The sequence below is a fragment of the Corynebacterium sp. Z-1 genome, assembly GCF_031844665.1.
GTDB classification, from domain to species: Bacteria; Actinomycetota; Actinomycetes; order Mycobacteriales; family Mycobacteriaceae; genus Corynebacterium; species Corynebacterium sanguinis.
The window spans coordinates 1,537,367-1,557,872 of sequence record NZ_CP134621.1 but is presented as its reverse complement, the minus strand read 5'-3'; the positions used below and the strand labels follow the sequence as shown (position 1 = coordinate 1,557,872).

Below are 20,506 nucleotides of genomic sequence, written 5' to 3'. Positions count from 1 at the left end.
TTCCTTAATCACAGCTAGTTTCATTCCAGTCTTCCGCCGCTAATGGCGCTTCATTCAGTTCATCTCGCCGAGCAGTCCAGTCCGGTAGGTACCGATCCATGATGGCTACGAACTTCTCGTTATGACTCCGCTCGAGCAAGTGCGCCAGCTCATGAACCACTAGGTACTCCAGACTCCGAGGATTCTTCTTCGCCAGCTCCGGGTTAAACCAGATATTACGGCTATCAGGGTTGCATGAACCCCACTTAGTCTTCATCCGCTTGACCGTGACCTGGTTAGCTTTTACTCCCATGGCTGTCTCCCACTTCTCAACCAGAGGCGGAAGTGCTGCCTTGAGTTCTCGCCGGTACCAACGGTCAAGGATGCCGAACCGATCATCACGGGTCGATCCCTCCGGCGAGTAAAGCCAGAGGGTGTCTCCGGCCACGAGTACCTTCGGGTTGCCGCTGTGCTTTGAGACATCGAGGCGGTAGCGCTTGCCCCACACGTAGTGACTCTCTCCGGAAACCATCTGCCGCTCCGACTGACGGTTCGCATTCTGCAACCGCTCCCGCTCCCGCCGGATCCACGGCAGTCGCTGGATGATCGCCCGACGAATCGTGTCCTCGTCTAGGCGAGCCGGCGCTGCCACCCGTACTCGACCCATCGGCGGATACACCGACAAGTGCATGTTCTTGATGTCCTTGTAGACCAGCTCTACATCAAGCCCGGAAACGGTGAGGTAGGCACTAGCGGAATTCATCATGCATCGCCAATAGCTCGAGCAGCTTCTTCATTTCGTTGGGTTGCAGTAGCCCAGGGAAGTTGAGCGCGAGAGTACGCATCAAAGACTTATGCTTGGTCTTATCTCCAGCCCAACCATGTTCTTTGTTGCGCTGGATCGTGCGGTAGACCCGCTCGACATCGACTTCGATGCCCTCCGGCCACGCGAAGTCGATCAGGGCGCGGCGGGCAGAACTATCTGCCCACTTCGGGTACTTCTGCTCCGACTCTCCCTTGGCCAGTCGCTGAGTAAACTCGACCAATTTAAGGAGGTACTCCTGGTAGTCGATGACGGCCTCACGGCGCTGCTCGATCAAGGCGTCCAGGAGCGTCGACATTGACTCGTAGTACTTCGGATTCATCGCCTGCTCATCAACAATCGTCTTACGGACGTTGTTGACAATGGTCTCGGCAGCCGCTTCTGGATCCTTGCGGATGCTCTCGGGGAGTTTCTCGATGGCTCCGACCCCGTGCTCGACGATGAGGTGGACGAGGCCCTGGTCAAAGGTCGCGAGGTTTCGTGAGGCGTCCGCCTGGATGTAGGTATCGAGCAACGCGCGCATGCCGGCTTCGAACTGCTTGAGGTCAACGTTCTCGCCAGCGCCGAGCTTCACCTCGTCGCGGACATCGACGAAGTGCTTGACCTGCTGCTTGATAGATTCCGCTTCGCTCGGCGAGTACCCGGCATCAGTCATTCGGTTGGCCAAGTTGGCGTAGGCGCGAACCAGGCTCGCCACACCCTTGTATAGGTCGACACGCTTAGGTTCGTTGGCCTTGAGCTGCTCAGCGTTGCCGCTCTCCATCGCACAGAAATAGTGCTGGTACTGCAGCGTGCCCTTCGGCGGAGACACTGGCTCGCACAGTGCTCGCACCATCTCCAGAGCTTCATCCAGGTCTTGGCGCTCCTGCTCAATACGATCCTTGAGCAGGCCTTCTACATCTTCTTCGTCGTAGTCTGCGAAGGCTTCAGAGGTGTAGTCAGAAACCGCATCCTCCAGGGACTTGAACAGATCTCGGTAGTCGACGATATAGCCGTACTCTTTATCGTCACCATCGAGCCGGTTCACGCGACAAATTGCCTGGAAGAGGCCGTGATCCTGCATGTTTTTATCGATGTAAAGATAGGTCGCACTCGGTGCATCAAAGCCGGTCAGGAGTTTATCGACCACGATAAGTAGCCGCATCTGGCCGGGATGCTTGATGAACGTCTCCTTGACACTCTTTTCAAACTCGTCAATCCGCTTGACAGCATCATCGGGGTTGGTCTGGAAGTAGTCGGCGAGCATCCGACGGTAGATGTCGTACTTGACGATCTCCTCGTTCTTACCGGCCCCGGAGTCTTCCTTGGAGATCTTGGATGCGTTCGGCTCATAGCTCGTGACGATGGCGATCTTGCCGGCGAGTTCGCTGCGGCTGAAGATGTCGTAGAACTTGCAGGCTTGGTAGACACTCGAACACACCAGCATGGCGTTGCCTCGGCCATCCATTAGGCGAGGCATCCTGGCCATATCCATCAGGATGTCTGCCGCGATCTGCCGGGCACGCGGCTCAGCGGACTCGACTTCCTTGATCGTTGCCCAGCGCTTCTTCAGTTGGTGCTTTGTCAGATCGGTCATGCCCTGGGTGTGGATTTGGAACCACTCATCGACCCGCTCTGGGCTCGTGAGTTTCTGCTCGATGTCTCGAGCCTCGTAGCGAAGGTCCAGAACCACGCCATCTTCAACAGCTTCATCGAATTTGTAGGTGTGGATGTAGGAGCCGAAAGTCTCAATACTGGAGGCCTTGTCCTTCTTGAGAAGAGGTGTGCCGGTGAAGCCGATGAACATCGCGTTCGGCAGCAGTTCCTTCATCGCACTGTGAAGCTTGCCGCTCTGGGTGCGGTGAGCCTCATCGACAAAGACAAAGAGATTACCCTTCGGGCTAAACCCCTCAAGCAGGGGCTTCTTGAGCTGACGAACGAAGTCTTCGGTCTCGCCCTGATCCTTCTCGTCATCACCCCGGAACTTATGCACCAGTGAGCACATCAGCCAGGGCTGGTTCCGGTTGAGCATGCCGATCATGCCGGCTCCAGACGTCGACCGTTCGATGGTCTCATCGACGCCGGCGAAGACCTTCTCGATCTGTTCATCGAGTTCGGTGCGGTCGGTGATCACTAAGACACGGGCCTCGCGCTGGTTCTCCCGGATCCACTTCGCCAACCACACCATCGTCAAGCTCTTACCTGACCCCTGGGTGTGCCAAATGATGCCGCCTTCGCGGCGAGCGATACGCTCCTGAGCAGCCTTAACCCCAAAGTATTGATTGTGTCGAGCGGTCTTCTTCACCCCGGAATCGAAGACGATGAAGTCATGGATGAGTTCGAGAAAGCGATGCTTGTTCGCCATCTGAAGCAGGCCACGGTCGAGATGGTTCTCAACCTCGCTGGGTTCTTTCCACTCCAGCCAGTACTTCTCCGGCGTCTCGATCACGCCATAGCGAAGCCCCTCGACGTCATTACCAACGAACAGTAGCTGGACCGTGGTGAAGAAAGGACGAACGAAGTCCGCCTTCTGGTTGCCGAGATGCTGACGGATACCGTCGCCCACGCTGACCTTAGAGCGCTTGAGCTCAATGACCCCGAGAGCGATGCCGTTGACGTAGAGCACGACGTCAGGACGTTTGGTGTTCTTACCCTTGATTGAGACCTCTTCGGCCACCACAAAATGGTTAGCTTCCGGGTTCTTCCAGTCGACAAGCCACACCGTTTCGAAGTTCTCCGAGACACTGCGCTTGACCTTCACCCCGTAACGGAGCAAGCCATACACCCGGCGGTTGGCATCGTAGAGTGATCCGCCCGCAGGGAGGGACGCAGTGGTAACGAACTGCTGGACCGCACGTCGAACCAGGTCCTCTTCATAGCCACGAGCAAGAAGGTTCTGGCGAAGCAGCTCCTCCTCCACGTTGGAATTGCCGCGATCTTTCCAGTCTCCGGCATACTCATAGCCCAGCTGGCTTGAAAGTACATCTACGACCCGATCTTGCGTGAGGCGCTCACGCTGCCCAACAGAACTCATGACGAGACCTCCACCGTGGATTCGTCCACCCAGCGTGCCAAAACGCTGAGGGCAGCGAGATATTCAAGAGCTTCTAGCTCTGTAAGCTCTTGACCAGCTTCATGACTAAGAGGGTTTCGAATACCGGCGAAGATACCTTCAGCGAAAGCCATCGCACCTCTCTGAACCGACTTGTATGTATCACTATCGTCTGGATTCATACGTCGGAGGCGTGCTTTTCCAGCTGTAGCAGGCTTATCCGAAAACGATTCTTGAAAGAGCTTAGTTTCGCTAAGATCTCGACGTCCAACCTTGTTTTGAGCCTCAGCATTGAGCTTTCGAATCGCACCACCGATGGCTTCACGGTAATGACCTGACTGCCAGAGAGATTGTGCTCCATCCCAGATCCAAGTGTGCAGCTCCGCAGCAGAAAGTTCCGGAGCATTCTCCCCTAGGTTCTGCTCGACCTCCTGCTGACGCACCAGTTCTTCACGACTACGGATTGCTGCCTCACGATGGCGGGTCCATCGATTGGTCTTGGATAGCTCGATCTCTGTGCGCCATCGGGGGATAACTCGGTCTAATATCTTCTCAACCACCTGGGCTTGCTTAGTGACCTCAACGTCCGAAGCGGAAGTACTGGAGTGCGTAGAGATAGAAACATACCCGCGGCCGCTATGGCTATCGTTCGTCATCACAGTCATGGTGATGAACTTGTCCAACTGCTCAATAGCCCACTCAATATTCATCGGACTCCCTCCGAAGCCAACCTCGTGCGTCCGGTTAGAAGCTCCTGCATCATGCCCTGCTTGATGCTGCGAGTGGATTCGAGACGACGATCGAGGGCATCAATTTCGTTATCTGCATCTCGCAAGACCCCGGCGACAGCTTCTTGTTCTCGGATAGTTGGAATGGTGATGGGTATTGATTCAACTTTCGAAGAACTGATCTCCAGGAAGGTACTACCCGCAGCTCGAGTCTGCAGTTCATGCCGGTTATGCTGCATCCAGTAGTAGAGAAACCAAGAAGACCGGGAATCCTTTGGAACTAGCGAAGTAAACCCCTGATTGGTTGCAACTGGAACTTCGGCCACTGCACAGTGTCCCAGGGACGCTCTGGACGTAACTAGAATTGAGTCGGCGGGTAGTAACTTAGCTCCCGATCTTTGCAGCCCTTCACTAGTTATTGAGCGTTCCGAGCTCTTAATTAAACCCGAACCATTCTTCGATATTTCCCCCGGAGTAAACCAGGGAATGTCCCCATTCCAGTAGGAAGGTGTCTTTGTAGATGGAGTGCCTCCTCCGAAAACGGAGGCCAACTTGCCAATCTTCGTTTGTACCCAAGACTCCTGAAATCCTGGCAGTCTCGTCCGCCCGGTCAGCAACTCCTGCATCATGCCCTGCTTGATTGCCCGCTTCTTTGAGATGAGGCGCTCGAGGGAGGAGATGAGATCGTCTTTCTCCCAAAGGGCACTTGAGATCGCCTTTTGCTCGGCGAAATCTGCCGGTATTTTGACAGGCAATCCCCTCACAATGTCTGAGTTAATGTTCATTTGGGAACCCGACTGTCCAGCTTCCCTCAAACGACCCTCAGCGGCCTTAAGAAGATAGAGCATAAATTTCTGATCGGCTTTAACTGAAGTCAACGCAACAAAACCGTCATGAATACACGCTGGAATTTGTGTTATAACTGGGATTCCGACAGATGCAGCAATGCTCAAAATCAGAGTTCCCGAGTCTAGAAAACGGCTTCGCAGTATCCCATCTTCGGAAAGTCGTTGAGAAGTCACCTTGAGCTCCCGACCGTTTGACCTGTTTACGTCTGCAATTCGAATCCACCCGACTTTTCCAGCGTCATCAAACCAGCGGTCCGAAGAGATCGGACGAGGAGATGCGCCTCGTGTGACAACTGCCAGTTCGCCGATCGTGGTATCTACCCAGTCTCCGGTCATTTCCAGAATCCCATCTTCGCGAGACTCTCATTGACTCTTGACTGAAGTCGCTGTGATTCTTCCTGAAGTTCGTCCAGTGTCGAGCTGTATCGCTGCCCCAGTGTCTCCAGTCGATTAGTCAGCTGTTGAGTGGCAAGGAATCCAACCAGTCGGATCTTCGTATGTACGGTGACTTCCCACTTTCTCTCGATAATCAGATCGCAAATAGTTGACTTTTTCAACTTCGAGTAGGTTGCCAAAGTCTTCAAGTTGAGGTCTAGATTGGCATCCTTCACAGCCTTTTTCGCAGTTGTTTCGGTTTTAAAAAGGCTTATGACATGGTTGAGCGTCTCGATCTCCTCAGCCTCTGCGCCCTCAGATTTGGCTTCCTTCAGCCGCTTGCTCGCATCACCAACCTTGACTCCGCCATCGTCGTTGACGGCCTCCCACAGCAGCCCTTCCTCTACGGCGTGCTCCTCGATATACTCTTGAAGCTCCTGGCTGATGCGTTCTTGCTCCGCAGTGAGGCGATCAAGCTCGGCCTTCTCGTCGGCGAAGTACCGGTCGATGATCAGCGCCGGCGGGATTAGGTCAGTTACCCAGCGCTGTGCCTTGACTCCAGTTCCAAAGACCAGATCTGCGCTCTCGTACTTCGGCTTCTTTTTATTGTCATAGCCAGTGATCCGAGCTTCACGCGGTTGAGCAGCATCAACCCAGCCGGACCCGACGATGAGTGTGACGTCATCGTGCATGGTGTCATTCCAGTAGCTCATCAGCTGCTCGTACACGCTGTACTCACTGATCAACGGGCGACCCCGGAATTTCTCCAGCAGGTCATCGCCAAGATCCTCAATCAACTGCTGAGGCCTGGTCTGGGAGTCAATCGCCTCCAGTTGGCCTCGGTGAGAGTTCCACCATTCCTCAACAGCCTTGGAGACAGTCGAGGTAAAAGCTTCGACGTCCTCCGATTCCTCAATCACCTTGGCTACCTGCTCGGGCTCCACTGTGAGCTCTGAATATCCCTCGCGGAGAGGCCGGAACAGCTCATTACGCAGGTTCGGGAAAGCATCCCAGTATTCGTCTAAGGCATCGAGATCTCGGTTCGGAATACCACCCTTAAGGTGGGCTTCCAGATCCTGGATGTCTTCAGGTTCAGAGGTGTCGATATAGCGCGGGATGTTGAGGTTGTAGTTGTTCTTCGCATCAGAGATCTCAGAGAGCGGCACCATTCGGGCGTAGCGCTCAATTTCCTCGCCAGCGAGGTAGGTGTCGATTACCTTGCGCATATCCCGAGGACGCAGACGGTTCTTCGGCCCGTCCTTCTCAAAGCCTTTGGAGGCATCGATCATGAAGATGCCCGTCCTGTTTGCCGCGTCCTTCTTGTCGATGACGATGATGCAGGCCGGAATTCCCGTACCGTAGAAGAGGTTGGCTGGCAGTCCGATGATCGCCTTGATCAGGCCGCGCCGGATCAGCTCTTCACGGATCGCGGCTTCAGTGTTGCCACGGAAGAGCACTCCGTGGGGAAGAATCACCGCTCCCCGACCATCAGACTTGAGCGACTTCACCATGTGAAGCAGGAAGGCATAATCGCCGTTCTTCTCCGGCGGCTCAGCGAAACCCTCGAACCGGTCGTATTCCTTGTCGAAGCCGTTCTTCCAAGTCTTCACGGAGAACGGTGGGTTGGCCACGAAGTAGTCAAAGGTCTGCAACTGCTCGCCCTTGAGAAACTTCGGATCAGAGAGCGTATCTCCCTGGCGAATGTCGTGCGTCTCGTTGCCGTGCAGGATCATATTCATCCGAGATAGTGCCCAGGTGGCGTTGTCCTTCTCCTGGCCATAGATCGACAAGCCGTTGGGAGCAGAGTCAGCCACCTTGATCAAGAGTGATCCAGACCCACAAGTCGGGTCATAAACGGTGGTAGAGCGGGGAGCATCCTTCGGGATCTCCAGCACTTGGGCCATAATCCTGGAAACCTCAGCCGGGGTGTAGAACTGCCCCTTGCTCTTGCCGGACTCCGTCGCAAAATGCCGCATCAGGTACTCATACGCATCCCCGAGCAGGTCGTCACCTTCAGCGCGGGAACCGGTGAAATCGATGTCCTGGAAGATGCTAACCAGGTTGGTCAGGCGATCCTGCATCGCCTTGCCTTCGCCCAATTTGTTCGGGTCATCGAAGTCGGCGTTGTTGATCACACCCTGCAGGTCGTTTTCCTCAGCCAAGCGACGGATGGCGATGTTCATCTTCTCGCCGATATCGGGAGCACCCTTGAGTGCTACCAGGTCATCGAAAGATCCACCTTCGGGAACCTCGATCAGACTGTAGGGGTCGCTTTTGGCCTTATCCGAGACATACTTCACGAACAGGAGCGTCAGGACGTAGTCCTTGTACTGGCTGGCATCCATGCCGCCGCGCAGCTCATCGGCACTCTTCCAGAGGGAGCTGTAAAGATCAGACTTCTTGAGAGCCACTACCACGTCACCACCTTCGACGACTCGGCGTTAATTGATGCTTGTTGGACTCTCAGGCTCATCTTGCGGTTTTCTCCTCCACGCTGGGTGGTCTAAATCTTGTTAGCTAGTTGACTCTACTGATCGCCACCGACATGGTTGCCGGGAACTGCCCTCGTCAGGTGTGAAGTGGCGGACTGTAGCTTCACCCCTGGGTTGGTCGTCAATGTTTTGATTATACCTCCGAACTGGGGTTTTGTTAACTATGTCCACGAGTCCACACACCTCTCGGAGAGGTCGCCATGTTCGAACACGCAAGCGGTGGAACTTCGTCCACTCCAGGGGGCGACCCTGCCGGGTAATGCTTCGTAGCGTCGTGCTCATGAGCGCCTCCGAGAGCCGCAACCCAAGCCTGGACGGCTACGTTGACTGGATCGTCTTCGACCGAGACTGGAATTCCAATGCCTCATTCATTCCCCTTATCGGCGCGCCGCTCTTCCCTCAGCCTATAGAGCAAGCCCAAAGTTACTAATCTGCGTCGGATCGTATTCTCGCTATATTTCCGTCGTCTGAGGAGGGCGACGTACTGCTTTTTATCCTTGTCGCTCAGCTCCAAGACGTCCTTGTCTCGTTCGATCGCCCAGAAGAACCATTCCGTCAGGTCGTTCCAGTAGGCGCGAGCAGTGTTGTAGCGGTAGTTCAAAAGCAGGTCTTCGCGTAGATCGACGAATTCTTGCCACTCTTCCGGAAGCGGCTCCGCGAACATCATCTCGTGGTCGGGGTAAGGCAACTGCTCCTCCATGACCTAGAGCCTAGAGGTTGTTATCATGCTTATGCTTTCTTGCAGCTAGATGGTCGTTTTAACCTGAATCCAGTCGCAACCGCTGTGACCGGTCCCTTCGTAACGGGGTCTTCAGGAAAGGACATAAGACCATGTCTAACCTCATGCCATTCGGCGGCAACCGCCGCCAGGTCGCCCGAACCGACGAGTTCGATTCCCTCGACCGCCACACCCGCTTCGAGGCCGCCCAGATCAAGGCCGATGCCGATCTCCAGCACTTCCGGGACCTCACCGAAGCCCGCCTGGCAGACCAGGCCATGGAGCACACGACAGCACTAGTCAACCGAGCCAAGCAGCACCTCCAGGACTGCCCCGAAGCAGCCTCCTACCTGGAACCCATCATCAGGAACTATGCCGCCAACGCAGCCAACCGAGTCGCCGGGAGGCGGTTCCAGTGATCCAGTTTCTCGGCCTTGTCTCGATCGGCCTCATGACAGTCACCCTGCTGCTTCTGCTCTTCTCGACGACTCCCTGGGTACTTGTGACTCTTGCTCTCGCCATCATCATTTCCATGATCACCCTGGCGCTGACTAGTGACTACCAGCTCGACCACCCCAGTGAGCCGGCCCGAGATCCCAGCCTCGATCTAACCCTCGACTACCTCCAAGCTCGATACGACCTCGACAACGCTGCTTGGCGTGCTCGACACCGGTAACCAGGCGACTCTCAACTACTGCGGACCTGACCTCACTCATCCTCGAAAGACCCGTTCCTTCCGGGGTGTAGTGAAAAATACGGCGATCACTTTCGGTAGCCACAAAACAATCCGCTACATCTGTCAACCCCTGTCGCGCCGAAACTAAGCAGTGCGTTTTGAGGTCTTTACATTTCGGGGATCTTGCCCCGTAATGGCCTCCAAGAAACGCCCCACCGAAGCGTCGAGACCACCTCCGCTCCCACCACGTTTCACCCCACACCAACCACTAACCCCGCGTCTTAATCGACGCTATTTCAAGGAGAGTTCACCATGTCTCACCTCACTGACCACACCCCGCACCAGCCTGGCCGACCGGCCATTGAGCAGGCATTCCAGCCCCGATGGACTACCACCAGCGACGGTCTCGTCGTGCCGGCAGCCCCCGGTTCCATGCTGGTCCCGCCACCGAAGCGAGGCCGGTACAAGGTCGTGCTGGCTGACCCGCCCTGGGACGTCTTCCAGAAGTCCAAGCATGGGGCGGGTGAGCACTACGAACTTATGACCCGCGGGCGCATCAGCGAGATGGGCGAGGCGATCAAATTTTTGGCCGCTGAGCAGAGCTTCTGCTTCATGTGGGTCACCACCGCCACCTTGCCCTACGGAGCTCAGATCCTGGATGACTGGGGCTTTGCCTACAAGTCCTTCTACTCCTGGATCAAGCCCCGGTTCACCCTCGGCGGTTATTTCCGTAACGCGGCTGAGCTGCTGCTTCTCGGGGTCAAGGGTAAGGGTACGAAGTTCCAGTTCCGCTCTCAGCCCAACTGGGGGATGTATCCGCTCCAGGAGCACTCCCGTAAGCCCGAGGAGATCCACCAGATGATCGAGCGGGTGGCAGGTCCCGGCCACTACCTGGAGCTCTTCGCCAGGCGCCCTTCCCCGACTGCCAGCCACTGGGACGTGTGGGGCAACGAAGTCGCCTCGACCATCTCGCTTGCCCCGTGGGGGTATGAGGTTCCCAGTGACACCAACCCGCAGGGCTTCGCTCCAAACCGGGCGGGAGAGCCGTCATGACCACCCGAATCCTAGGAGCTTGCCATGCTGCCCACGTCCAGTCCGAAGTCGTTCATCGAGCAAGTCTTCCGTTTCTGTCTGTTGCTCTTCGCCAGTGCTCTGCTCCTCAACCTTGCCGTCGATCTGCTGCGCTGCATCTGGCCGTGGCTTCTGGGACTGGCGGTCCTGGGCGCAGGTCTCTGGCTAGCCATCTGGTGGCTCAGGCGTCGAGCCGACTGGTGAGGAGGGGCGAGCCATGAGCCACGATCCCCACCCGTCGCCACACCGGATTGACCCCATCGTCCAGGAGGGCATCGACCTCGATCAGCTCGCCAAGGCATTGGTACTTATCGCCCTCGAAGCTCAGCAATCGGCCAAGCGCCGACGCAGGCGCAAGAAGACACCCAAGAAATCTCAGCCCACAGGCAAGAAAGGAGAACAGCCATGAACCTCCCAGATATCACCACCAGCACTCAAGGCCACGAGCCGCCGGTGAGTACTCGGAAGAAGACCTCAGCGGTTCGCTGGCGGGAGATCTACTTCAACAACATGACCGACCTCGCTGCGGCCAGTGGCGTCTTCGAGCAGCTCTGCGCCAACGGGATGCTCGGCACCATCGTGTTTGAGGCGAGAGCCACTAACACCGGTGTGCGATGGCTCATTGGCGCTCGACAGGGCAAGATCGCCGAGACCAAGCAGATCCTGAGATCCCAGCTCGATGTCCACCTGGCAGCACCGAAAGCCCCTCGCCGCCCAGTCGAGATGGCCAGCCGCTTCCAGCTCAGAGGTAGTCCACCTTCCACCGACCCAGCACGGACTCATGCGGTTATCCGCTCCATGTTCTCCGCGGCGGGTCAGCTGGCAGATGGCGAGGAGATCTGTCTCCAGCTCTTAATCGGTCGCCGGATTCTGCCGCCAGTCCATCCCCGAGCCACTGATGCGGGGTGGATCGAGCTTCTCTCCCAGGCTGCCAAGCACGCTGTCGGAGCGCCGCCTCCGAAGAGTTCGCGCCAGAGTACGCCCCGCAGCGCGAAGACCGGTCTTGATGATCTGCACGGCGCGCAGGGTCATCTCCGGGTTGGGGTCAGCGGTACCGCGTCGATTAAGCGCTCGTACCAGCTGATCAATCAGATGCTGGGGCTGTTTCGGGTCATGGAGGCCTCGGGTAGTCGGATCACGCTACGCGAAGATTCCCCGGCTCGGCTGAACAAGGTCGGGTTACCTTGGCGGTGGACGCTGAGGTTTCGCAGCTGCGACCTGCCAGGGCTATCTGGCTGGCCAATCGGCGAGCCACCACTCCCCCTGATCGGCAACCTCCACCCTAAACTCCTGCCGCCACCGAAGCTGGCCTCAACGCCTCGAAACTTTGCCGTCGCCAACGCTCCAGGCAGAGACGACCGAGTGGGTATTCCCATCAAGGACGCGCTCTTCCATACGCACCTTCTCGGGCCGACCGGGTCAGGAAAGTCCACAGTGCTAGAAAACCTCATCCTAGCCGATATCAACGCCGGCCTCGGGACGCTGGTGATCGACCCGAAGGGTGATCTCGTCTCCGACCTCCTGGAGCGTATCCCGGCTCATCGGCACGCTGATGTCGTCATCCTGGATCCCACCAGCCCGACACCGGTGGGTTTCAACCCACTGGCGACTACCCCTGAGACAGCGCATGTGGCTGCGGACAGTCTGCTGTCGACCTTCGAGGCTCTGTTCAAGGAGAACTGGGGTATTCGCACCGCCGACGTGCTCAGCGCCTCGCTGCTGACTCTGGCTAGGCACCCGGACGCCAATCTGCTGTGGCTGGAACCGCTCCTGACCAATCCGCAGTTCAGGAAGAAGGTACTCAAGGACAGTGACGATCCGCTCGGCGTCGACAACTTCTGGCAGCGCTACGAAGCCCTCAAGCCCGAGCGCCAATTCCAGGAGATCGCCCCAGTCCTCAACAAACTGCGCCAGATCATCCTGCGCCCAGGGCTTCGGGCCATGCTTGGTCAGAGCTCACCCCGCTTCTCGATCGATGAACTGCTGTCTGGAGGCAAGATCGTCCTGCTCAGCCTCAACAAGGGCCGAGTGGGATCAGAGGCCGCCAAGCTCCTCGGCGCACTGGTGGTCAGCCACCTGTGGACGAAGATCCTGGAGCGCCAGAGTCTGCCAGCCTCAAAGCGGACGCCGGTCACCGTCTACATCGACGAGGTTCACGACTTCCTCGCCGGCATCCCAGACGACCTCGCCGACGCGCTGGCCCAGGCTCGGTCGCTCGGGGTGGGGTTCATCCTCGCCAACCAGTACCGGGATCAACTCACGCCAGCCATGCAAACCGCCATCGACGCCAACACCCGATCAAAAATTGTGTTCGGCCTCGGCGGCCACGACGCCGCCGCAGTTGCCAAGCGCGCGAGTCCCCTCGAGCCAGCAGACTTCCAGCTTCTCGGCAAGTACCAGATCTACGCCAACCTCATGCAAAGCGGGAAAGCCACCGACTGGTTCTCCGCCACCACACTCCCACCAGCCCGACCCATCCAAGACGGCAGTGACCTCTACGCCTCATCTCACGCCAGCTACGGAGTCTGCGCCTCCGAGACAGAGGCCGAGCTCCTCGACTTACTGCGAGCACCGGCCCCGGAGGCTTCAGCCCCTGTAGGGCGCACCCCAAGAGCCCTAACCCCAGAGGAAGAGCCACAGGTCAAGGTCGGGCGAACCCCTCGAACCGGCTCCAACCCAGCACCCGAGAACCAGGAGCCACGGCCATGAACCCGCCCATCCACCCCTTGAATACCGGCCAGAACCCTAGACGCTTCGGTAGACGCTTCACCTCGACCAACTACCCAGCATCCTTGCCGGACGTTCGCCCAAACCCCGCCCGCCAGCCGGCGACTGACCCCAGTCTTGAGGGTCACCCGGCGGGGGTCGCCCGCTCGACGCCCACGGGCTTCGACCAGCCCCCAGCAACACCCGTTAACCACATCCCGCCAGGAGGATCCTCATGAACATCTTCGACCCCACGCCAGCCAGAAGCCCGCGTCAGATCGAGCTTCTCGAGCTGCTCCACACCCACCGGTTTGCCACCACCGACCAGCTCGCACGCTTCACCCGAGTCGGCTACGGGTCGGACAGATCCGCCATCCGCCAGACCCAGCGTCACCTCAGCCAGCTCCTTGAGGCCGGGCTCATCACCGAACTCGAGCGCCGGGTCGGTGGCTGGCAAGGAGGCTCGGAGCTGACGATCTGGGCGCTAACCACCAGCGGGCTACGTCACCTCAAGCGAGGCCATAGGCGGTTAAGACCGCGCGAGGTGTCCACCACCTTCCTCGGCCACACCCTCGCCATCACCGAGACCTGTCTTCGGATCGAAGAAACTGTCCGTGAGCTCAAAACAGAGGCCGCTGAGGACTCCGGGTTCGACGCTGTCATCCTCCGCGAACCTCGGTGCTGGAGAAACTACCTAGGCCGTCAGGGGATCATGGAAACCCTTCGCCCAGACATCGAAGTCACCATCCACAGCCCGGAGTTCACCGACCGCTATGTCATCGAAGTGGACCGAGCCACTGAGAATCCAGCCCGAGTACTGAACACGACCAAAAACTACGGGGCCTACCAGGCCAGCGGGGAAGAACAGAAGGCCAGCGGTTCCTTCCCAGCCCTTGTCTGGCTCGTCCCATCAGCCAAACGCCAAGCCCAGATCCGCCGCTACCTCTCCCGAGAGCCCGACCTGCCGAGCGACTTCTGGCTCACGCTCCAGCTCGATGAGCTACCCAGTCTGGTGCGCGATGGCCCCGAACGGTTCTTCGGCGCACCCGAAGACGACCAGCCACCCGCCGGCTGACGTCTCCAACTAGACCTGAGGCCCCAGTCGCTGCAGCCCCTCTCCCCCTCGAGAGATGGCGCACCTGGGATACCTCGCACAAGCCCGGTACTGGAATCCCGCCTTGCCCCACCTCCAGTGGGACCAAGAGGAATTCCCGCCGGAGTCATGACCCATCAACTAAACGAAAGGAGGACATCATGACAAACAATAACCATCCACTAAACGCCGACTTCGAGGCAACCGTCTCGACACGGCGGGTAGGGCTGCTATTAGAGCGGATCTTCCAGGACCCAGCCTGGTATGAGATCGCCGAACGACTCTACCGGCAGACATACAGCGAGGCTTTTGTGGCGTACCTAAGCTGCCGCCAGCAACCGATGTGGGACCCAGTCAACCTCGAGAAGGATTTTCTGGAGACCTACCTGGTTAAGGCGGCGACCAAGGATCGCGCCATCGAATACTTGCTGAAGCTGCTGAGCGACCGAGGCGAGATCGCGCCGATCTGGCTGGATCCGGAAGACCCTCATGATCAACCTCCCGCCGTCGATGTGGTTGCGCTCTGGGAGAAGTTGCCAAAGGACTTCTACTTCGTGGAAGGCCTAAATAACTGGTTCGTCTTCCGCCGCGAATCTCTCACCCGGAAGTAGGACTAAGTACCTGGAACCGGTGCCGAGTAGCCCTGCTGCCCGCCAGGCAGGCGGGAGGCTCGGCACCACCCAAAAACTTCCCTCATTTCGAACATATGAGTGGATATAACTCAATAAATATAGGTAAATGCAATAACGAAAGGAGGATTCCCAATGAACAAGAATCCTGAACGGTTCGGCCCCCGCCCGAACCACAACGACCACAACCCTGACCAAGGCGACCTCGAGCGCTACACCCTAACGGAGCTGTCCGAGCGGGCCAACCAAGATCCGCTCGCGAGGGCCACCTACGACAAGCTGCGCAACAAGCACCTTGAGGAACTGGACTTCGATGAGCTGGCGGCTTACCGGCTCTACCGGGAGCGCCGCGAGATCGAGGCCGACAACGAGGAGACGGTTGAGCGCTTTGGCGGAGACTACTGGGGTACCTACAACTCGGTCGACGAGTTCACCGACAACTGGGCCTATCACATGGAACCGATGGAGGCGATCGAGACGCTACTCAACGCCCTCGGCCACCTTGAGGAACATATGTCGCTGGCTGAGATGGCCCTGGTCGACCGGCTGAAAAACGACATGGAGTTCATCTTCCAAGACGGCCAGGTAACAGTCTTCAGCCGTCCGCCCGAGGAGGAGAGATAGCCATGAGTGAACGACCACTACCTCGCGACATTGATGACATGGAGCGCGACCACATGCCCACCTCCCCAGATAACCGCGAAACTTCATCTGGCCCGCTCACCCCAAAAGGCTGGTCGGAGGGGTTGCCGGGCGAACACCTCAAGGCCGCCAAGCGCCTAAGGAGGAAGCATGGCGCAGGATTCCTCGTCTACCTGGAGAAGTACTACTTCCAGCATGGCGTGGGAGACATCGAAGAAGATTTCTACGAAACCTACGTCGGCTCCTACGACAGCCTCCGCGACTGGATGCTGGATTCGTACCGCGAGTTCGGCTGGTTAGACGCCGTCGAAGAAGTGATTGCCGAACAGGGCATCCCTGAGGGAGCTCTCGAGTGGGACCTTGACCACTTCATCTCCGCCGGCAATCGATTCGAGCTCTTTGAAGTCCACGAGAAAGGCAGGCAGATCCATGTCTTCCAACCATAACCGCAACCAGGCTCCGACCCCTCGACCGGAGCAAAAAGCCACCATCTCGTCAGACCGCACGATGGACGAGATACTCCCCGACTGGGACGTCACGCGGCCAACCGAAATCGTCGTTATCCAGGACTCCTGCGAAACCGTAGCTGGGTCAACCTCGGAGATTGAGGTGACGGCAACCAGCCAACAGCACGAAAAGGAGAAAGCCCTCCTCAGGGAATGGGAGGAATGGCAGGATGTCATTTCCCCTGAGCATCTGGAGGCGGCAGGGCAAATCTTCGCACGCGAGCCGAATGCCTTCCTGACGTTTCTTGCCCGCTACTACTTCGAGGAACTTCCAGATGACTTGGAGCAGGACTTCGACTCAGTCTACGTAGGCAGCTACGACACCCCAGAAGACTGGGCGGCAGAGTCCTTCCAGATTCTGGGCTGGTCTGAAGCCCTGGAGCAGGTCCAGCACGCCGCCGCGATTCCCGAGGGCATCCTGCACCTCGACACCGACGCGTTTCTGGACTGGGCTCAAAACAGTATGGGCTTTGAGATCTCGGCTGGCAGAGATCAGGTCCATATCTTCCACCCCTAGAGAAGACGTATCCATCACATTCTGGCAGTTCAGGGAGGTAAACACCTCCCTGGACTTGTCGGGGCCATTAAGCGTCAATGGGTGTAGACAACTTAAACGCCCAACCAAGATAGAACGAAAGGAAGAATCATGAACGACCTCAACCCGATGTCGGCCTTCACCGAAAGCCTGACCCCGAAGCGGGCCGTGACCTACCTTCGCGTCTCCACCAGCGAGCAGGCGAACAAAGGCGGCCAATCCGAGGGCTTCTCCATCCCAGCTCAGCGCGACGCCAACAAGAAGAAGGCCCAGAGTCTGGGCGCAGTCGTGGCCAAAGAGTTCGTCGAACGCGGGGTGTCTGGCACCTCAACCAACCGCCCAGCCCTCAAGGCGATGCTGCGCTACCTCGAAGAGGAGCAGGGCAATATCGACTACATCATCGTCCACAAGATCGACCGCCTAGCTCGCAACCGCGCCGACGACGTCGCCATCAACGCCAAGTTCGATGAGTTTGGCGTCCGGCTGGTTTCCACTAGTGAAAATATCGACCAGACACCCGGTGGACTCCTGATGCACGGCATCATGAGCTCCATCGCTGAGTTCTACTCCAAGAACCTGGCCAACGAAGTAACCAAGGGCATGAACCAGAAAGTACGCTCCGGCGGCACCGCCGGCAAAGCTCCCTTGGGCTACCTCAACACCCGGATCTACGAGACGGGCGTAGAGACACGCACGGTCGAGGTCGACCCCGAGCGATCCCCGCTTGTCCAATGGGCCTTCGAACGCTACGCCGAGGGCAACATCTCCGTCGCCGATCTCACCGACGAGCTGGCCGCCAGAGGGCTTACCACTGTCCCGACCCGCCTCTACCCCTCAAAGCCCGTCAGCAAGCGCTACATCCACGCCATGCTGTCGAACAAGTACTATCTCGGGATCTTGACCTACTGCGGTGTGGAGTACCCCGGAAATCATGAGCCCCTGATATCCCAAGGCCTCTTCGACCGCGTCCAACAGACACTCAATAGCCGCCGCCAAGGCGAACGCCGGCGCAAGCACGACCACTTCCTCAAATCCACCGCCTGGTGTGGCGACTGTGGGTCCCGCATGATCCTCCAGAAACCCACTAACCATCAAGGTCTGCAGTATGAGTACTTCGTCTGCAACGGCAGGCTCTCCAAGCGCACCAACTGCCACCTACCAGCCGTACCAGTGGAATGGCTCGAAGGACAGATGGAAGAACTCTACCGTCGCATCCAGGTGCCGCCAGAGATCCTCGACCTGATGCGTCCTCGCCTCAAGGAACAGCTCCAGCTCCATAACACTTCCAGAGACGAAGAGCGCGAACAGCTCAAGGCTCAGGCGCAAGCTATCCGCCGCAAGCAGGAGAAGCTCCTCGAAGCCTTCTACGACCAAGCTCTACCCATGGAGCTGATGGCCAGAGAACAGAAACAACTGGAGCAGAGCCTGGCTCAGGTAGAGCGTCGCCTCAAATCCTTCGAGGGTGACGACGTGGAGCAAGACTCTCTCCTCGACACTGCCCTTCGTCTCGCCTCGAACTGCTACTCCGCCTACACCAAAGCCTCCCCGGCTCAGAAGCGCCTTCTGAACCAGGTCTTCTTCGAGAAGGTGCTGGTCTGCTCCCTTGAGGACAAAGACCACCACGTCCACGCCCACCTCGTCCCTTGGACACTGGTCTTCCGCACCACCAACATCGCCGAAAACCAGGCAATTGGCTTAGAGCACCAACCCGAGCCAGTACCAGAACTCGAACCGGACGAGAACCTGGCTATAGGGGTGGAAATATCCCGAGAAACAGAAAAAGCCAGGTCCGAAGACCTGGCTTTCTCTAATAACTTTCGTACTCGTATGTGTAAGCACACGATGGTACCCCGTACGGGATTTGAACCCGTGTTACCGCCGTGAGAGGGCGACGTCCTAGGCCGCTAGACGAACGGGGCATAGAACTCGCGGAATAGTATCCGCTGCTGGCCTACCTGGACTCGAACCAAGAATGACGGTACCAGAAACCGTTGTGTTGCCAATTACACCATAGGCCATCGTTTCCCAGACCGCGCTGGCGCGCTCTGAACAACGTTGATTACTATAGCCAGAAGGCTCCGTGGCGAACAAATCGCCAGCTCACGGCGCCTCAATGACACCGATGTAGTTCTATTCGGAAGCCTCGAACGGGGTCTGGGCGCGGGCGGCGCGCAGGCGCGCCAGGGTGGACACGCGGCCAAGCAGCTCCATCGATTCGAACAGCGGCGGCGACACCGCCTCGCCCGAGATGCCGACGCGCAGCGCGCCGAACGCCTTGCGCGGCTTGAGCTCAAGGTCCTCAATGAGCGCCTTGTTCAGTGCCGCCTCGATAGCTGGGGTGGTCCACTCGTCGATGGATTCGAGCGCGGCGATGCCCGCGTCGAGGGGTGCGATGGCGTCGTCCTTCAGGTTTTTCTTCGCGGCCTTTTCCTCCAGCACGAGGTCGGCGTCGTCGGTGACGAGGAATTTGAGGAGACCGTAGGCGTCGCTAAGCACCTTGATGCGCGTCTGCACGAGGTCCGCGGCAATCGCAAACTTCTCCGCCGGGTAATCGGCCGGGAAGTCGGTGTACTCGGTGAGGTAGTCGCGCAGGCGCGCGGCGAAGTCCGCGGGCTCGAGCAGACGGATGTGGTCGGCGTTGATCGCTTCGAGCTTCTTCTCGTCGAAGCGCGCGGGGTTGCCCAGGACGTCGTCGACTGTGAAGGCGGCGACCATCTCGTCGACGGTGAAGATGTCCCGGTCGGCGGACATGGACCACCCCAGGAGGGCGAGGTAGTTGAGCATTCCCTCGGGGATGATGCCGTTGTCGCGGTGGTTGAACAGGTTCGACTCGGGGTCGCGCTTGGACAGCTTCTTGTTGCCCTGGCCCATCACGAACGGCAGGTGGCCGAACGCCGGCACCTGCTGGGCGATGCCGAGGCGGATGAGGGCCTCGTACAGGGCGATCTGGCGCGGGGTGGAGGAGAGCAGGTCCTCGCCGCGCAGGACGTGGGTGACGCCCATCAGGGCGTCGTCAAGCGGGTTGACCAGCGTGTACAGCGGCGCGCCGTTGGAGCGGGCGACGACGTAATCCGGCTGGGTGTGTGCCTTGAACGTCATCTCGCCGCGCACCAGGTCGGTCCACGTCCAGTCCTTCTCCGGCATGCGCAGGCGCCACACCGGCTCGCGGCCCTCGGCCTCAAACGCCGCGATCTGCTCCTCGGTGAGGTCCCGGTCGTAGTTGTCGTAGCCGAGCTGCGGGTCGCGCCCGGCCGCCTTGTGGCGCTCCTGAACCTCCTCGTTGGTGGAGTAGGCCGGGTAGACCTCGCCGGCGTCGATAAGCTTGCGCAGCACGTCCTTGTATATGTCCATGCGCTGCGACTGGCGGTAGGGCTCGTGCGGGCCTCCCTTGCCCACGCCCTCGTCCCAGTCGAGGCCGAGCCACGTGAGCGAATCGACGATCGCCTGGTACGACTCCTCCGAGTCGCGCGCGGCGTCGGTGTCCTCGATGCGGAAGATCATGGTGCCTCCGCTGTGGCGGGCCTGCGCCCAGTTGAACAGGGCGGTGCGGACCATGCCCACGTGCGGGGTTCCTGTCGGCGAGGGGCAGAAACGGACGCGCAAGTCGGGGTTTGCACCTGTCGTCGTGGAGGAATCAGTCATGGGTTCAATCGT

General features: G+C 58.5%; 20 protein-coding genes, 2 tRNA genes and 1 pseudogene. 12 read left to right on the top strand and 11 right to left on the bottom strand.

Annotated elements, in window-relative coordinates:
* Positions 1-4: 4 nt before the first annotated feature.
* The 6 genes from RIU96_RS07620 to RIU96_RS07595 all read right to left on the bottom strand — a co-directional run bounded on the left by RIU96_RS07620 (position 5) and on the right by RIU96_RS07595 (position 8,976).
* Positions 5-745, bottom strand: a complete 741-nt coding sequence (locus RIU96_RS07620; RefSeq protein WP_311204846.1) for a M48 family metallopeptidase — start codon at positions 743-745, stop codon at positions 5-7.
* Complete coding sequence (locus RIU96_RS07615; RefSeq protein ID WP_311204845.1) at positions 729-3,815, bottom strand: type I restriction endonuclease subunit R; 3,087 nt, start codon at positions 3,813-3,815, stop codon at positions 729-731. Before RIU96_RS07615 ends, RIU96_RS07620 begins: the two co-directional genes overlap by 17 nt.
* Entirely contained in the window at positions 3,812-4,543 is a 732-nt protein-coding gene (locus RIU96_RS07610; protein WP_311204844.1) for a TIGR02391 family protein, read from the bottom strand. The genes RIU96_RS07615 and RIU96_RS07610 overlap by 4 nt, the downstream gene beginning before the upstream one ends.
* Complete coding sequence (locus tag RIU96_RS07605) at positions 4,540-5,745, bottom strand: restriction endonuclease subunit S (protein ID WP_311204843.1); 1,206 nt, start codon at positions 5,743-5,745, stop codon at positions 4,540-4,542. Before RIU96_RS07605 ends, RIU96_RS07610 begins: the two co-directional genes overlap by 4 nt.
* On the bottom strand, positions 5,742-8,195 hold the full coding sequence (locus tag RIU96_RS07600; RefSeq protein ID WP_311204842.1) for a type I restriction-modification system subunit M: 2,454 nt from the start codon (positions 8,193-8,195) through the stop codon (positions 5,742-5,744). The genes RIU96_RS07605 and RIU96_RS07600 overlap by 4 nt, the downstream gene beginning before the upstream one ends.
* A gap of 445 nt (positions 8,196-8,640) precedes the next feature.
* On the bottom strand, positions 8,641-8,976 hold the full coding sequence (locus tag RIU96_RS07595; protein ID WP_311204841.1) for a site-specific integrase: 336 nt from the start codon (positions 8,974-8,976) through the stop codon (positions 8,641-8,643).
* Between the two features lie 131 nt (positions 8,977-9,107).
* On the opposite strand from RIU96_RS07595, the gene RIU96_RS07590 reads away from it, so the two are divergent.
* From RIU96_RS07590 to RIU96_RS11995, 12 genes and pseudogenes are all read left to right on the top strand, one after another.
* Positions 9,108-9,413 (top strand): hypothetical protein, encoded by a 306-nt coding sequence (locus RIU96_RS07590; protein ID WP_311204840.1) that lies wholly within the window; start codon positions 9,108-9,110, stop codon positions 9,411-9,413.
* Positions 9,410-9,670 (top strand): hypothetical protein, encoded by a 261-nt coding sequence (locus RIU96_RS07585; RefSeq protein ID WP_295646525.1) that lies wholly within the window; start codon positions 9,410-9,412, stop codon positions 9,668-9,670. The genes RIU96_RS07590 and RIU96_RS07585 overlap by 4 nt, the downstream gene beginning before the upstream one ends.
* A gap of 312 nt (positions 9,671-9,982) precedes the next feature.
* Positions 9,983-10,723: an MT-A70 family methyltransferase gene (locus tag RIU96_RS07580; RefSeq protein WP_311204839.1), complete on the top strand. Its 741-nt coding sequence runs from the start codon at positions 9,983-9,985 to the stop codon at positions 10,721-10,723.
* Positions 10,724-10,747: 24 nt separating this feature from the next.
* Positions 10,748-10,945, top strand: a complete 198-nt coding sequence (locus RIU96_RS07575) for a hypothetical protein (RefSeq protein WP_311204838.1) — start codon at positions 10,748-10,750, stop codon at positions 10,943-10,945.
* A 13-nt stretch (positions 10,946-10,958) separates the two neighbouring features.
* Positions 10,959-11,150 carry a hypothetical protein gene (locus tag RIU96_RS07570; protein WP_311204837.1) on the top strand — a complete coding sequence of 64 codons (192 nt, stop codon included), beginning with the start codon at positions 10,959-10,961 and terminating at the stop codon, positions 11,148-11,150.
* Positions 11,147-13,450, top strand: a complete 2,304-nt coding sequence (locus RIU96_RS07565) for a type IV secretory system conjugative DNA transfer family protein (RefSeq protein ID WP_311204836.1) — start codon at positions 11,147-11,149, stop codon at positions 13,448-13,450. The genes RIU96_RS07570 and RIU96_RS07565 overlap by 4 nt, the downstream gene beginning before the upstream one ends.
* A gap of 232 nt (positions 13,451-13,682) precedes the next feature.
* Positions 13,683-14,522, top strand: coding sequence for a replication-relaxation family protein (locus RIU96_RS07560; RefSeq protein ID WP_311204835.1), 840 nt, complete (start codon positions 13,683-13,685; stop codon positions 14,520-14,522).
* A gap of 179 nt (positions 14,523-14,701) precedes the next feature.
* Positions 14,702-15,151: a hypothetical protein gene (locus RIU96_RS07555; RefSeq protein WP_311204834.1), complete on the top strand. Its 450-nt coding sequence runs from the start codon at positions 14,702-14,704 to the stop codon at positions 15,149-15,151.
* Between the two features lie 153 nt (positions 15,152-15,304).
* A complete protein-coding gene (locus tag RIU96_RS07550; RefSeq protein WP_311204833.1) occupies positions 15,305-15,793 on the top strand; it encodes a hypothetical protein in 489 nt (162 codons plus the stop codon).
* A gap of 2 nt (positions 15,794-15,795) precedes the next feature.
* Positions 15,796-16,257: a hypothetical protein gene (locus RIU96_RS07545; protein WP_311204832.1), complete on the top strand. Its 462-nt coding sequence runs from the start codon at positions 15,796-15,798 to the stop codon at positions 16,255-16,257.
* On the top strand, positions 16,241-16,834 hold the full coding sequence (locus tag RIU96_RS07540; protein WP_311204831.1) for a hypothetical protein: 594 nt from the start codon (positions 16,241-16,243) through the stop codon (positions 16,832-16,834). Before RIU96_RS07545 ends, RIU96_RS07540 begins: the two co-directional genes overlap by 17 nt.
* Positions 16,835-16,963: 129 nt before the next feature.
* Positions 16,964-17,992 (top strand): annotated as a pseudogene (locus tag RIU96_RS11995) (recombinase family protein); the annotation flags it as partial.
* 15 nt (positions 17,993-18,007) lie between these two features.
* On the opposite strand, the gene RIU96_RS07530 reads toward RIU96_RS11995, so the two are convergent.
* From RIU96_RS07530 to gltX, 5 genes are all read right to left on the bottom strand, one after another.
* On the bottom strand, positions 18,008-18,226 hold the full coding sequence (locus RIU96_RS07530) for a hypothetical protein (protein WP_311204829.1): 219 nt from the start codon (positions 18,224-18,226) through the stop codon (positions 18,008-18,010).
* A 3-nt stretch (positions 18,227-18,229) separates the two neighbouring features.
* A complete protein-coding gene (locus RIU96_RS07525) occupies positions 18,230-18,481 on the bottom strand; it encodes a hypothetical protein (RefSeq protein ID WP_311204828.1) in 252 nt (83 codons plus the stop codon).
* A gap of 214 nt (positions 18,482-18,695) precedes the next feature.
* A tRNA-Glu gene (locus RIU96_RS07520) sits at positions 18,696-18,771 on the bottom strand.
* A 27-nt stretch (positions 18,772-18,798) separates the two neighbouring features.
* Positions 18,799-18,870: transfer RNA gene (locus tag RIU96_RS07515), tRNA-Gln, on the bottom strand.
* 112 nt (positions 18,871-18,982) lie between these two features.
* Positions 18,983-20,494, bottom strand: coding sequence for a glutamate--tRNA ligase (gltX, locus tag RIU96_RS07510; protein ID WP_144690062.1), 1,512 nt, complete (start codon positions 20,492-20,494; stop codon positions 18,983-18,985).
* Positions 20,495-20,506: the final 12 nt, after the last annotated feature.